Consider the following 12,414-nt stretch of genomic DNA (forward strand, 5'->3'; position numbering starts at 1 on the left):
GTCAGGGCCGCAGCAGCCAGGCCAGCAGCATCCCGAGCCCGCCCCAGCGCAGGGCCGTCCAGAAGCGATCACCGTGCCGCCCGCGGGGCAGCAGGGCCTCCGGAAGGGGGTCCAGCAGCCGCTGGGCCAGCTCCAGCCGCTGGCGCCTGCGGCGCAGGCTGACACCGCTGGCGGCCACCGCTCCTGGACGACCGGCCAGGGTCAGCACCGCCGCCAGGTGGTGGAGCACCCCCGGGGACGGGGGGCGGCGGGGGCGCTGGGGACGTCTCATGGCGGCGCGATCGACAGGGCGAGGCCTGGAGCGACAGGATGGATCCACTTCGGTCCGATCGTCCAGTGGAAGCCCCCGCCGCTCCAGCCGGATCGCCCTCCCCGGCGGGCGCCGCCCTTCCGGCGAGCCGCTCCTGGCCCGCCGAGGCCCTGCCCCTGGCCGAGCGGCTGCACCGCCAGCTGAGCATCGGCGATCGGGAGTGGCACGCCCTGAAGCGTCAGCGCCCCCGGCGGGCCGCCGAACAGCTGGCGGCGGCGCTGGTGCAGTTGCTCGCCGCCGATGACCCCGGCGCCACGGCACCCAGCGATGGCCGCCTGCGCGCCATCGCCCTGCTGGAGAACGCCCAGGCCTGGCTGCGGGCCGAGATCAGCGATCCGGGCTGTCCTGCCCACGGGCGCTGACCGCCGCCCGCCGGGCCGCCAGCTGCAGCCGGTTGCCGCGACCGCTCCAGCGCACGTCGTCGAAGCAGTGGTGAATGAGGAACAGGCCCCGACCGGAGGGGGCATCCTCCTGGCAGGGCAGACAGGCCTGGCGGGCATGGACGGGCAGGCCGGGCCCCTCGTCCTGCACCTGCCACACCACCCAGCGCGGCGTGACGATCCGGCGGATCCTCAGGCACTTGCCCGGATCGCAGCCATTGCCGTGCCGCACCGCATTGACCAGGGCCTCCTGGAGACCGAGCTGCAGCTCCGCCTGGCGCAGGGCGCAGCCGATGGGTTCAAGGAGCAGCTCCACCAGCGGGCCCAGCTGCAGGGTGGAGGGGGTGATGTAGTCGGCCCAGCGGAGCTGCATGAAGCAGGTAGTCCCATTCGCCTCATCGGAACCTAACGCGGGCGCCCCGCCGCTGCCTCCTCCAGGCGCGCCTGGATGGCGGGATGTTGCAGAAGGGCGTCCATGAGGCGCACCCCCCGCAGCTGGTTGATCAGGGGCATGTGGCCCTCGGGGGCGTCGATCGTCCACTGGAAGGACCGCGGGTAGCGGGTCCAGGTGCCGTCGGTCTTCCAGCCCAGGCGGGGCCAGAGGCGCTCCCACTGCCCCTGGCAGGCCTGCAGCAGCCGGGCCTGGGTGGAGAAACCGAAGCGCCCCTGGGAGTAGCAGGTCCAGAGGCGGTCGAGGCTGGTGAGGTCGATGGCGGGCATGGCCGCCACCTCGCTGTAATAGACGTAGCCGCGGCGCACGGCCCCCTCGCCGGCCAGCTGCCGCAGGTGGTCACTGGTGAGCCGGTCGGCCTCCTCGAACGCCTGCCGCATCAGGTGGTGCTGCAGCGGCCCGTAGTCGAGCCCGGCGACGCTGGTGACGGCGAGCCAGCCCTGCGGATGGCGGGCCAGCAGGGCCTCCTGGCGGACGGTGTCACCGGAGGCCAGCAGCAGCTGGATCAGGTGGCCGGCGGCCCAGTCGTCTCCGGTGGCGTCGAGGCGGTCAAGCCGGTCCGGGATCCGATCCAGCAGGGCGGTGCCCGCCTGACCGAGGCTGGACAGCAGGCTGCGGCGCTGACGGGCCGAGCCCGAAAGGAAGCGCTCCAGCAGCTGATCGGCATCGACGGTGCTGGAAACCGGAGGACCGGAGAGCATGGGGGAGACGACCGGCCAATGAGGCAGCAGGGTGGGTCCCACTATGTCAGGAGCGATGGGCCCTGGCCTGGGGTCTGCGCCGCCATGGGAGCGGGGACGGGCTCTGCCTAAAGTCACCTTTTGAGCGAGTGCCATGGCCGCCGCCATTCAGTTCTTCCGCGGGGTGGACGAGACGGTCGTGCCCGACATCCGCCTGACCCGCTCACGGGATGGCCGCACCGGTCAGGCCACCTTCGTGTTCGAGGAGCCCGAGGCCCTGGCGCCCCAGTCGGTGGGAGACATCACCGGCATGTTCATGCTCGATGAGGAGGGCGAGATGGTGACCCGGGAGGTGAAGGCCCGCTTCGTCAACGGCAAGGCCAGCGCCCTGGAAGCCACCTACACCTGGAAGAGCACCGCCGACTTCGAGCGCTTCATGCGCTTCGCCCAGCGTTACGCCGACGGCCACGGCCTGGGCTTCGCCGGCCAGGGCGACGAGCCGGCCGAGGAGGCTCAGGAGGAGGTTTGAAATTCGGCCAGTGGCTGGGCCTGATCGCCCTGCTGGCGGCGCTGGTGCTGCTGTGGAGCCTGCGTGACGCCCTGATCCTGCTGTTCGCCGCCGTGGTGCTCGCCATGGCCCTCTGCACCCTGGTGGGCGCCATCCGGGAGCGCATCGGCGTTGCCCGGCCCCTCGCCCTGCTGCTGGCCCTGCTGGTGGTGAGCCTGGTGGTGCTGATCGTCGCCACGGTCGTGATCCCACCCTTCATCAGCGAGTTCCGGCAGCTGGTGCTGCAGGTGCCGCGGGCCTGGGACGAGCTGCTCAAGCTGCTGCGCCAGGCCCTCGAGGGTGCTTCCCAGATGCTCTACGGGCGCCGGGACGGCAGCCTGGACTGGATCAAATCGACCCTGTCGGTTCCCACCTCCCTGCCCCCCGATATGCTGGGCCGGCTCGGCGGCGGTGCCATCGGCCTGGTGGGGGTGGCCGGCAACCTCGGCGCCGGTCTGCTCCAGACCCTGTTCGTGGTGGCCGTCTCCCTGATGGTGGCCGCCCAGCCCACCGCCTACCGGGAAGCGATGCTGCTGCTGGCCCCCTCCTTCTACCGGCGGCGCCTGCGTCAGGTGCTGGTGGCCTGCGGCACCGCCCTGAGCAGCTGGATGGTGGGGGTGCTGATCAGCTCCCTCTGTGTGGGCCTGCTGGCGGCGATCGGCCTGTCCCTGCTGGGCGTGAAGCTGGTGGCGGCCAACGCCCTGCTGGCCGGCCTGCTGAACATCATCCCCAATGTGGGGCCCACGCTCAGCACCATCTTCCCGATGTCGGTGGCCCTGCTAGATGCCCCCTGGAAGGCCCTGGCCGTCCTGGTGACCTACGTGATCATCCAGAACCTCGAGAGCTACGTCATCACCCCCTCGGTGATGCACCACCAGCTGCAGCTGCTGCCCGGCCTCACCCTCACCGCCCAGCTGCTGTTCACCCTGCTGTTCGGTCCCCTGGGCCTGCTGCTGGCCCTGCCCCTGGCGGTCTGCCTGCAGGTGCTGCTGCGGGATGTGCTGATCCATGACATCCTCGATCCCTGGAAGCGGGAACGGCGGCGGACATGAAGGCACGCACCCTGCTCGGGGCCCTGGCCCTGGTGGCGCTGCTGCTGCTGCTGTGGGAACTGCGCTGGGTGCTGCTGATCCTCTTCGGGGCCGTGGTGCTGGCGGTGGCCCTCGATGTGCCCACCAGCCTGCTGCGCCGGCTCACCCCCCTGAACCGGGGAGCCTCCCTGTCGCTGGTGCTGCTGGTCCTGCTGACGATCGGCTGGCTGCTCGCCAATCTGCTGCTGCCGGAACTGATCGACCAGGTCCGCCAGTTCAGCCAGCTGGTGCCCGAACTGATCCAGCGGCTCGGCAAGGTGGTCCCCAGCACCCCCCTGCTGCGGGACCTGGAACGGCAGCTGGCCGAGGGAACCCTCTGGGACCGGCTGCAGCCCCTGGGCGGCCAGCTGCTCGGTGTGGCCGGCGGCGCCGCCAACAGCACGATCCAGCTGCTGCTGATGCTGCTGCTGGCGATCCTGATGGCCCTCGATCCCGCCAGCCACCAGCGCCTGCTGATCGCCGCCACACCCCGGTTCTACCGACCGCGGATGCAGGAGCTGCTGGGGGAGTGCCGTGAGGCCCTCGGGGGCTGGCTGGCCGGCATGACCATCTCCGGCACGGTTGTGTTCGTCACCACCTGGGCCGGCCTGGCCCTGCTGCAGGTGCCCCTGGCCCTGCTGAGCGGCCTGGTCTGCGGCCTGCTCACCTTCGTGCCCACCATCGGGCCCACGGCCGCCACCCTGCTGCCCCTGGCCGTGGCCCTGCTGATCTCGCCGGCCAAGGTGGTCCAGGTGCTGGGGCTGCGGCTGCTGCTGCAGAACGGCGAGGCCTTCCTGCTCACCCCGCTGCTGCTGAGCCGCACCGTCAACCTGCTGCCCACGGTGGCCCTGATGGCCCAGCTGAGCCTGGGGGCCCTGCTGGGGTTGCCCGGCCTGCTGCTGGCGCTGCCCCTGGTGGTGGTCCTGCAGGTGGTGTGCGAAGAGGTGCTGGTCCGGGATGTGATGGACCACTGGGACCGGGCCTGATCGCCCGGATCCACCCTGGGGCCTGATCGCCTCAGCCGCGGGCGCGGCGGTAGTGGTGCCAGAGGGAGGGCTGGGCCACCAGCACCGTGACGGCCAGCAGGTGGGAGCGGACGGCGGCGGTGAGCGCGGTGAGGGTGAGGTGGTCCCAGAGGAGGATCAGCTCCACCCGCAGGTCGATCAGGGCCAGCACCAGCAGCACCACGGGCAGCAGGGGCCAGCCGCGCCGGGTCGCCTCGATCCGCTCGGGGCCCCTCATCGCTTCGAGAACACCGGCAGCAGGGTGGGGGCGATGCCGATGCTCGACCAGCTGCCGACGGCGATGCCCACCGTGAGCGCCACGGCGAACCAGAACAGGGTGCTGCCGCCGAAGAAGATCAGGGCCACCAGCGGCAGCAGGGTGGTGAAGGAGGTGTAGAGCGAGCGGGTGAGGGTGGCATCCACGGCCACATCCACCTGATCCTCCAGGGGAAGCTCGCCAAGGGTGCGACGCTGCTCGCGGATCCGGTCGTAGACCACCACCGTGTCATTGACCGAGTAACCGGCGATCGTGATCAGGGAGACGGCGAACAGGGAATCCACCTCGATGCCTTGGAGCAGTCCCAGCCAGGCGAACAGTCCGCAGGTGATCAGCACGTCGTGGGCCAGGCACAGCAGGGCCAGGCCGGCGAAGATGCCGCTGTAGCTGAAGGTGATGTAGGAGGAGATCGCCACGAAACTCACCAGCAGGGAGATGAGGCTGCCGCGCAGCAGCCGCGAACCCAGGGTGGGACCGATCGTGTTGACCGAGGTGCCGCTGGAGCGCAGCGGCCCGAACCGGGCGGCCAGGTCGCCGACCAGGGCCGTGCTCTGGTCGGCGTCGAGGGCCGGCAGGCGCAGCAGCAGGGAGCGGCCGCCATCCAGCACCTGCACCGAGGCGCTGCCCAGGCTGGGGGGACGCTCCCCTTCCGGGGCCGGCAGGGTGAGGCGGCTGAGGCCCTGACGCACCTCGGCGGGGGTCACGGCCTTGCAGGGGGAGCAGTCCCGCTCCACCTGCACCTGGGTGCCGCCGGTGAAGTCGAGGCCGGGCCGCAGGGGGGCCCCGATGGCCGGGTTCAGCCAGCAGAGGGCCAGCCCCAGCAGGCTGAGGCCGCAGGCCAGCCCGGAGCCCAGCCAGGCCAGCCGCCGGTGGCGGTTGATGCGGAAGCGGGGGGAGGGGACGGAGGTCATGGGAGACATTCAGGCCACGCCCGCCGGGGCCGCGCCGGCCCGGACGGGCGGCAGCTGGCGGGCGGGGAGGAAGTAGGTGGGGCGCCGCAGGGCCGGGTAGCTCATCAGCAGCCGCAGCAGGGTGCGGGTGCAGGTGAGGGCGGTGAACAGGCTGAGGAGCAGGCCGATGGCCAGGGTGACGGCGAAGCCCTTCACCAGGCCGGTGCCGAGGAAGAACAGGGCGGCGCAGCTGATCAGGCCCGTGACGTGGCCGTCGACGATCGAGGAGAGGGCCAGGGAGAAGCCGGTGTCGATGGAGCGGATCAGGGTGTTGCCGGCCCGCAGCTCCTCCTTGATGCGCTCAAAGATCAGCACGTTGGCATCCACCGCCATCCCCATGGACAGGATGAAGCCGGCGATCCCCGGCAGGGTGAGGGTGACGGGAATGAGGGCGTAGATGGCCAGGTTGAAAAGGGCATAGAGGCTCAGGGCCAGCACCGCCACCATCCCGGGCAGGCGGTAGACCACGGCCATGAACACCGCCACCAGGGCCAGGCCCGAGAGGCCGGCCACGAGGCTGGAGCGGATGTTCTCGGCCCCCAGGGACGGGCCGACGGTGCGCACCTCGACGATCTTCACCGGCAGCGGCAGGGAGCCCCCCCGCAGCTGGACCTCCAGGTCGCGGGCCTCCTCGGCGCTGAAGTTGCCGGTGATCGAGGCGGATCCGCCGGTGATGCCGGCCACCTTGAACTGCTCGCCGACGGTGGCTTCGCTGATCGAGCGGCCATCAAGCACGATGCCGAGCACCCGGTTGGTGCCGGCGATCGACTGGGTGAGGGCGGCGAACTTCTCACCCCCTTCCCGGTTGAAGCCCAGGGTCACCTCCCAGCCGGTGCCGGTGGCCTGCTGCTGGCGACCGGCGCTGGTGAGGTCCTTGCCGGTGATCAGGGGAGGGCCGTAGAGGGCGAGGATGCGGCGGTTGGTCTCCCGCAGCAGCAGCTCCAGCTGGTCGACCTCGCTGGTACCGGGGGGAACCTGGATCCCGAGGGAGGTGAGCGCCTTGGCCAGATCCTCCGCCGAGAGTGATGAGGCTGTCGGGGGCGGCGGTGCCGTGGGGTCATCGAGGGCGGAGGGGGGCCGCTTGGAGCGCAGCACCGACTCGGCCTGGCGCTTGAGGCCCAGCAGGCCCTGCATCTCCTGCTCGGTGCCGGGCTTCTGGGCGCGGAACTCCAGCAGGGCCGTGCTGCCCAGCACCCGGGCCGCCTGGCTGGGGTCCTGTTCGCCCGGCAGCTGCAGCACCAGCTGGTCGCTGCCCACGGCCTGGAGGGTGGATTCGGCCACGCCCAGGCCGTTGATGCGGCGTTCCAGCACGTCCTTGACGGCCTCCAGCTGTTCGGCATCCACCCGGGTGATGGCGCCGGCCGGCATCACCTGGAGGGTGAGCTGGCTGCCGCCGCGGAGATCGAGACCGAGCTGCAGGCCGTAGTTGGCCAGCAGGGCCCCGGAGGCGATGGTGAGGGCGAGGATGAGGGCGAACCAGCCCTGTTGGCGTCCCATTTCAGCGTCGACCCGCCTTCAGATCGAGCGCCGCGGCGACGATCTGGTGGGGCTGAATGATGGTGAGGTTCTCCAGGTTGCCGTTGTACGGGGTGGGGATGTCCTGGGAGGAGAGGCGCACCGGCCGGGCGTCCAGGTCGTCGAAGCAGTGCTCGGTGATCAGGGCGATCAGTTCGGCGCCGATGCCGCCGGTCTTCATGCACTCCTCGACCACCACCACCTTGTGGGTCTTGCGGATCGAGCGGGCGATGGTCTCCATGTCGAAGGGCTTGAGGCTGATCAGGTCGATCAGTTCCACATCCACACCCTCGGCCTCCAGCTGCTCCACCGCCTTGAGGCAGTGGTGGCGCATGCGCGAATAGGTGAGCATCGTGACGTCCTTGCCTTCACGGACGACCTCGGCCTGGTCGAGGGCACAGATGTAGTCGCCCTCGGGGATCTCCTCGCTGAGGTTGTAGAGAAGAACGTGCTCGAAGAAGAGCACCGGATTGTTGTCGCGGATGGCGGCCTTCATCAGGCCCTTGGCATTGGTGGGGGTGCTCACCGCCACGATCTTGATGCCGGGCACGGCATGGAAGTAGGCCTCGAGGCGCTGGCTGTGCTCGGCGCCGAGCTGGCGGCCGACGCCGCCGGGTCCGCGCACCACCGCCGGGATCGTGTAGTTGCCGCCGCTGGTGTAACGCAGCATCCCCATGTTGTTGGAGATCTGGTTGAAGGCGAGCAGCAGAAAACCCATGTTCATGCCTTCCACGATCGGCCGCAGGCCGGTCATGGCGGCACCGACGGCCATGCCGGTGAAGCTGTTCTCGGCGATGGGGGTGTCCAGCACCCGCAGTTCGCCGTACTTCTCGAACAGGTCCTTGGTGACCTTGTAGGAGCCGCCGTAATGGCCCACGTCCTCTCCCATGACACAGACATGGGGGTCGCGGGCCATCTCCTCGTCGATGGCTTCGCGCAGGGCGTTGAACAGAAGAGTTTCAGCCACGGAGCAGGGGCCTGTGCGCGGCCAACCTATCTCAGCCGCCGGCGGCGAAGGTGCTGAGCAGCAGGACCGACAGGAGCATGCCCGGCAGCAGCAGGACCACCAGCAGACCCAGGTCGTGGGGTGTCATCGGCGGGAGGGGCGGCTGGCGGGCAGCTTAGGAAAGGGATTCGGCCTCGGCCGGCCAAAGGCTGCGGATGAACACCAGGAACAGCCCCAGGCCGATGAAGGCGAAGGTGAAGGTGGCCAGGAAGCACATCCCCACCATCAGGGTCTTCATGGCGGTGGCGATGCTCTGGGCGAAGGCCGAGTCGAAGTGGGGCGGATGGGTCACGTACCAGCCCACCACCCGCTGGCTCACCCCCAGGCTCAGCCAGGCCAGCAGACCGCTGGTGAGGGCACCGGAGAGGAAGCTGAGGGGTCCCTTGCGCGGCGGCGGGGCGGGTCGTTCGTCGGTCATGGCGCGGCTCCATCCGTCACCAGGCTGACACCGGATCCGCCGCAGCGGCAGCACCAGGCGGCGAAGCCCAGGGCCGCCAGCGGCTCCGCCAGGGCCTCCCGGGCCGCCTCGGCCGCGGCCAGATCCGGATGGAGCGCGAACAGGCTCGGCCCCGAGCCGCTCATGGCGACGGCCAGGGCCCCCGGGCCGCGGCGCAGCAGGTCGAGGCCGGTGCGGATGCTCGCCACCTCCGGCTCCACCACCGCCTGCAGGTCGTTGCGCAGGGGAGGCAGCGGGCCCCGGCCGGCCAGGGCCGCCACCAGGGGGCCCTGGCGCAGGGACTGGCGCCGCTGCTCGAAGTCCGCCTCGGCGTCGAGATAGAAATCACCGCGCAGGTCCCGGCAGCGGCCGTAGGCCCAGGGGGTGGAGACGCTGGCCTCGGGATGCTTGATCAGCAGCACCGCCTGGCCGGGCGCCCCGTGCGCCGGCACGGGCTCGAGCCGCTCCCCGCGGCCGAAGCAGAGCTGGGTGCCGCCCTCCAGGCAGAAGGGCATGTCCGATCCCAGTTCGGCCGCCAGGCCATGCAGCCGCTCGCTGCCCAGGGCCAGGCCCCAGAGGGCGTCAAGGCCCACCAGGGCGGCGGCCCCATCACTGGAGCCCCCCGCCAGGCCGGCGCCGATGGGGATGCGCTTGTGCAGCGTGATGTCCACCCCCAGTTCCGGCAGACCCACCCGGGAGCGCAGCAGCTCGGCCGCCCTGACGATCAGGTTGGTGCCATCCGTGGGCAGGTCGGCGTTGTCGCTGCGCAGCCGGATCGTGGCGTCGGCGGTGGTGCGCAGCACCAGGGTGTCGGCGAGGTCGATGCTCTGCATCACCATCGCCAGCTCGTGGTAGCCGTCCGGCCGCAGACCCAGCACCTCCAGGTGCAGGTTGATCTTGGCGGGGGCCCGCACCGTCACATCTGCCATCGGGATCACGCTCCGCCGGGATCGGCGCTCGATGCCCGATTCAAGCCGGTGGCGAGGGCCAGCCAGCGCTCCGGCCCCAGCTCCTGGGGCCGCTGCTGCAGATCGACACCGGCGGCGGCGGCCACCTCCAGCAGCTGGGGCGGCGGCAGCAGGCCCGCCAGGGTGGTGCGCAGCATCTTGCGCCGTCCGGCGAAGCAGCGTGTCAGCAGCCGCTCCACCGCCAGGGCCTGCTCCCGCGGCGGCAGGGACTCCGGCGGGACGGGTTCGATCACGATCACCTCCGAGGTGACCTTCGGCGGCGGCGAGAAGCAGCGGGGCGGCACCGGGCAGACGCTGCGGCAGCGGGCCAGCAGCTGCAGACGCACGCTGAGGGCCGAAAAGGCGCTGGAGCCCGGTCGGGCCCGGATCCGCTGGCCCACCTCCTGCTGCACCAGCAGCACCAGGCGATCGAAGCGGCAGGGGGCGGGCCGGCCCAGGCGCCCCACCAGCAGCTCCAGCAGCGGTCCGGTGATGTTGTACGGGATGTTGGCGACCACCTTGGTGGGCGCGGGACGGTCGGGGAAGGGCAGCGCCAGCTCCAGCACGTCCCCCTCCAGCAGGGTGAAGCGCCCCTCGCCAGCGAACCGCTGCCGCAGGCCCGCCACCAGGTCCCGGTCCAGTTCCACCGCCAGCAGCGACGCCACCGGTGACGCCAGCAGCCGTTCGGTCAGGGCGCCCCGGCCCGGGCCGACCTCCAGCACGTGGTCGTCGCTCCGCAGCTCGGCGGCGGCCACGATGCGATCGAGGACCTGGCCATCGGTGAGCCAGTGCTGCCCGAAGCGCTTGCGGGCCCGGTGGCCGCTGAAGGTCATGGAGGCGCCGGCAGGTCTCCCCAGATTGCAGCGCCGTCCGGCCTGGCTAGAGCAGGAGCAGCGTTTGCTTCTCCCCCCATGGCCCAGACCTTGCGACGCAGCGACCCCAGGCGCAGCGGCCCCCCGCTGGCGCGGCCCCTGCTGGCCGGTGCGCTGGTGGCCGGCGCCCTGGCCGCCGTCGTGGCCCTGCCGGCGGCTCCCGCCCGGGCCGGCAGCGTCACCGCCGAATCGATCTTCGACCGTCAGGCCACCCGGCAGCAGGCCAGGAGCCAGGTGCCCAAGGGGGCCACGGTCACACGCACCGTCTGCGAGGACCTGGAGGTGGGCATGGACAACACCCGCTACCGCTGCACCGTGTACTACACGATGACGCCGGCCCCGACCCCGGCCACGGCCGCCCCGGCCCCCGCCCAGCCCTGAGGCTCCGTCTCCCCCGCCGGAGCGGCGGGCCTGCGGAGGATCGCTTCAGTCCCCCAGACGGAGCCATCGCACCGGAGCCCGGGCAGGCGGCAACGGCACCAGGGCCGCCACCTGCTCCACCGGCGTCTTCTCCCAGCGGGGGTGGGCCGCCAGCCAGCAGTCCCAGGCCCGCGCCAGCCGCCGGCGCTTCTGCCAGCGCAGGGCCGCCGTTCCCCTGCCATCCAGGCTGCCGGCGCGCCGCCCTTTCACCTCTACCAGCAGCAGGCGGCCCGGCTTCCGGACGATGAGGTCCAGTTCCCCCCAGCGGCAGCGCCAGTTGCGCTCCAGCAGCTCCCAGCCGCGCCGCCGCAGCAGCCGCAGCACCCGCTGCTCGGCCCAGGCGCCGTCCCGCTGGGCGGTGCTGCGGGGGCGGGCGGGGCCGGGGGCCATGGGCAGGGGATCCTCTGCCCCAGGGTTCCCGGTGGCCGCCAGCACCGGCGGGGGGCGGCGATCAGGGCCTCAGAACCAGTGATGCGGGTAGCGACGGCCGGGAATCAGCCAGCCGAAGCCCAGCGCCACCAGCAGCAGCACCAGGGAACCGGCCAGGACCGGCGCGACGACGTACGACGGCCCGGCGTGGAGCAGCACCCCGAGCAGGGCGACGGCGCCGGCGGGGGGGTGGAGGCAGCGCAGCAGTTGCCCGGCGGCGATCGCCAGCGCCACCGCCAGCCCCATCACCCAGGGGGCCGTCCCCAGCCAGGCGACGCAGACCACACTCGCCAGGGCCGCCAGCCCGTTGCCCAGCAGCAGATTGCGGGGCTGGGCCAGGGGGCTCGCGGGATGCCCGAACAGCAGCACGCTGGAGGCCCCCAGCGGGGCGGCGACGAGCGGGTAGCGGCTGGCGGCGCTGATCAGGCCCAGCAGGGTGATGGCGACCAGGGCACCGGTCCAGGAGAGGAGCACCTCGGTGGGCCGGAAGCTGGGCTGATAGGCCCGCCCCTTGCGCCTCTGGGACTGGATCAGGGGGACGAGGAAGGCCAGAGCCATGGCCAGACTGTATCGGATCTAACCATTCACGGCCCAGGAGCTGTCGGCTCCACGCCAGGCTCAGTAGTACCGGCGCGGGTTCTGGCTGATGGCCAGCTGCACCTCCAGCAGGAACAGCAGCAGGCCCACGATCATGGCCCCCATGGCCGCCACGAACAGGGTCACCACGATGGCCGTGACATCGAGGGCCGCCACCGCGCTGATGAACAGCACCGCCACCACCGCGGCCACCAGCAGGGCGGTGACGGTGACCGCCAGGATCGCCCGGTTGATCAGGAAGGTGCGGCGCCGCTGCACCGCCAGCACCAGCTCCAGCCGATCCCCTTCCTCCGGATCCCGATCCGGCTGCGCCCGGCACTTCGCCAGGGCCTCCTGAAGCACGCGGGTGCGGTCGATGATCCGGGCCAGCCGCGAGCTGAACAGGCTCAGCAGCCCGGTGACGCCGGTGAACAGGAACACCGGCGCCACCGACAGCTGGATCGCCTTGGAGAGTCCCGCCACCGAGCGCCCATCGCCGATGTCGATGGACAGCAGCAGGGGGACGTCCCAGACCATCCCGGGG

18 protein-coding genes are annotated in these 12,414 nt (G+C 71.5%); 5 read left to right on the forward strand and 13 right to left on the reverse strand.

The genetic code is table 11. The features are described 5' to 3' along the window. Position 1: 1 nt before the first annotated feature. The gene (locus L107_RS06340; RefSeq protein WP_159817140.1) at positions 2-271 is read right to left on the reverse strand and encodes a hypothetical protein; all 270 of its coding nucleotides are present in this window, start codon (positions 269-271) and stop codon (positions 2-4) included. Positions 272-336: 65 nt separating this feature from the next. Here L107_RS06340 and L107_RS06345 point away from each other — a divergent pair, with 65 nt between their 5' ends. Beyond that, positions 337-672 (forward strand): DUF6439 family protein, encoded by a 336-nt coding sequence (locus L107_RS06345; protein WP_370515405.1) that lies wholly within the window; start codon positions 337-339, stop codon positions 670-672. Here L107_RS06345 and L107_RS06350 read toward each other — a convergent pair. Then, positions 638-1,063 (reverse strand): ATP-binding protein, encoded by a 426-nt coding sequence (locus tag L107_RS06350; protein WP_106219922.1) that lies wholly within the window; start codon positions 1,061-1,063, stop codon positions 638-640. The genes L107_RS06345 and L107_RS06350 overlap by 35 nt on opposite strands. A gap of 32 nt (positions 1,064-1,095) precedes the next feature. Continuing rightward, a complete protein-coding gene (locus tag L107_RS06355; protein ID WP_159817142.1) occupies positions 1,096-1,842 on the reverse strand; it encodes a GUN4 domain-containing protein in 747 nt (248 codons plus the stop codon). A 133-nt stretch (positions 1,843-1,975) separates the two neighbouring features. On the opposite strand from L107_RS06355, the gene psb28 reads away from it, so the two are divergent. Genes psb28 through L107_RS06370 form a run of 3 tightly spaced genes read left to right on the forward strand, consistent with a single transcriptional unit; the run spans position 1,976 to position 4,424 of the window. Then, positions 1,976-2,350 carry a photosystem II reaction center protein Psb28 gene (gene psb28 / locus L107_RS06360; protein WP_015108118.1) on the forward strand — a complete coding sequence of 125 codons (375 nt, stop codon included), beginning with the start codon at positions 1,976-1,978 and terminating at the stop codon, positions 2,348-2,350. Next, entirely contained in the window at positions 2,347-3,420 is a 1,074-nt protein-coding gene (locus L107_RS06365) for an AI-2E family transporter (protein WP_159817144.1), read from the forward strand. Before psb28 ends, L107_RS06365 begins: the two co-directional genes overlap by 4 nt. Beyond that, positions 3,417-4,424, forward strand: a complete 1,008-nt coding sequence (locus L107_RS06370; protein WP_159817146.1) for an AI-2E family transporter — start codon at positions 3,417-3,419, stop codon at positions 4,422-4,424. Before L107_RS06365 ends, L107_RS06370 begins: the two co-directional genes overlap by 4 nt. A 31-nt stretch (positions 4,425-4,455) precedes the next feature. Here the strand turns inward: L107_RS06370 and L107_RS06375 are convergent, their stop codons facing one another. The 7 genes from L107_RS06375 to rsmA all read right to left on the reverse strand — a co-directional run bounded on the left by L107_RS06375 (position 4,456) and on the right by rsmA (position 10,406). Beyond that, positions 4,456-4,680, reverse strand: a complete 225-nt coding sequence (locus L107_RS06375; protein WP_159817148.1) for a hypothetical protein — start codon at positions 4,678-4,680, stop codon at positions 4,456-4,458. After that, positions 4,677-5,630, reverse strand: a complete 954-nt coding sequence (gene secF, locus L107_RS06380; RefSeq protein ID WP_159817150.1) for a protein translocase subunit SecF — start codon at positions 5,628-5,630, stop codon at positions 4,677-4,679. The genes L107_RS06375 and secF overlap by 4 nt, the downstream gene beginning before the upstream one ends. Positions 5,631-5,639: 9 nt before the next feature. Further along, positions 5,640-7,166 carry a protein translocase subunit SecD gene (gene secD, locus L107_RS06385; RefSeq protein ID WP_159817152.1) on the reverse strand — a complete coding sequence of 509 codons (1,527 nt, stop codon included), beginning with the start codon at positions 7,164-7,166 and terminating at the stop codon, positions 5,640-5,642. Position 7,167: 1 nt separating this feature from the next. Continuing rightward, positions 7,168-8,151 (reverse strand): pyruvate dehydrogenase complex E1 component subunit beta, encoded by a 984-nt coding sequence (locus L107_RS06390; protein ID WP_159817154.1) that lies wholly within the window; start codon positions 8,149-8,151, stop codon positions 7,168-7,170. Between the two features lie 154 nt (positions 8,152-8,305). After that, positions 8,306-8,608 (reverse strand): DUF3082 domain-containing protein, encoded by a 303-nt coding sequence (locus L107_RS06395; protein WP_159817156.1) that lies wholly within the window; start codon positions 8,606-8,608, stop codon positions 8,306-8,308. Further along, positions 8,605-9,555: a 4-(cytidine 5'-diphospho)-2-C-methyl-D-erythritol kinase gene (gene ispE, locus L107_RS06400; protein ID WP_159817158.1), complete on the reverse strand. Its 951-nt coding sequence runs from the start codon at positions 9,553-9,555 to the stop codon at positions 8,605-8,607. Before ispE ends, L107_RS06395 begins: the two co-directional genes overlap by 4 nt. A 5-nt stretch (positions 9,556-9,560) precedes the next feature. Next, the gene (rsmA, locus tag L107_RS06405; protein WP_159817160.1) at positions 9,561-10,406 is read right to left on the reverse strand and encodes a 16S rRNA (adenine(1518)-N(6)/adenine(1519)-N(6))-dimethyltransferase RsmA; all 846 of its coding nucleotides are present in this window, start codon (positions 10,404-10,406) and stop codon (positions 9,561-9,563) included. 78 nt (positions 10,407-10,484) lie between these two features. Between rsmA and L107_RS06410 the strand changes: the two genes are divergently transcribed. Next, positions 10,485-10,826, forward strand: coding sequence for a hypothetical protein (locus tag L107_RS06410; protein ID WP_236550536.1), 342 nt, complete (start codon positions 10,485-10,487; stop codon positions 10,824-10,826). A 45-nt stretch (positions 10,827-10,871) separates the two neighbouring features. Here the strand turns inward: L107_RS06410 and L107_RS06415 are convergent, their stop codons facing one another. The 3 genes from L107_RS06415 to L107_RS06425 form a co-directional block, all read right to left on the reverse strand. Next, positions 10,872-11,255 carry a YraN family protein gene (locus L107_RS06415; protein WP_159817162.1) on the reverse strand — a complete coding sequence of 128 codons (384 nt, stop codon included), beginning with the start codon at positions 11,253-11,255 and terminating at the stop codon, positions 10,872-10,874. A gap of 69 nt (positions 11,256-11,324) precedes the next feature. Beyond that, the gene (locus L107_RS06420; protein WP_159817164.1) at positions 11,325-11,852 is read right to left on the reverse strand and encodes an HPP family protein; all 528 of its coding nucleotides are present in this window, start codon (positions 11,850-11,852) and stop codon (positions 11,325-11,327) included. A 60-nt stretch (positions 11,853-11,912) separates the two neighbouring features. Next, positions 11,913-12,407 carry a DUF2721 domain-containing protein gene (locus tag L107_RS06425; protein ID WP_159817166.1) on the reverse strand — a complete coding sequence of 165 codons (495 nt, stop codon included), beginning with the start codon at positions 12,405-12,407 and terminating at the stop codon, positions 11,913-11,915. Positions 12,408-12,414 lie beyond the last annotated feature (7 nt).

Source organism: Cyanobium sp. Copco_Reservoir_LC18 (assembly GCF_009834675.1).
Lineage (GTDB): Bacteria > Cyanobacteriota > Cyanobacteriia > PCC-6307 > Cyanobiaceae > Cyanobium > Cyanobium minutissimum.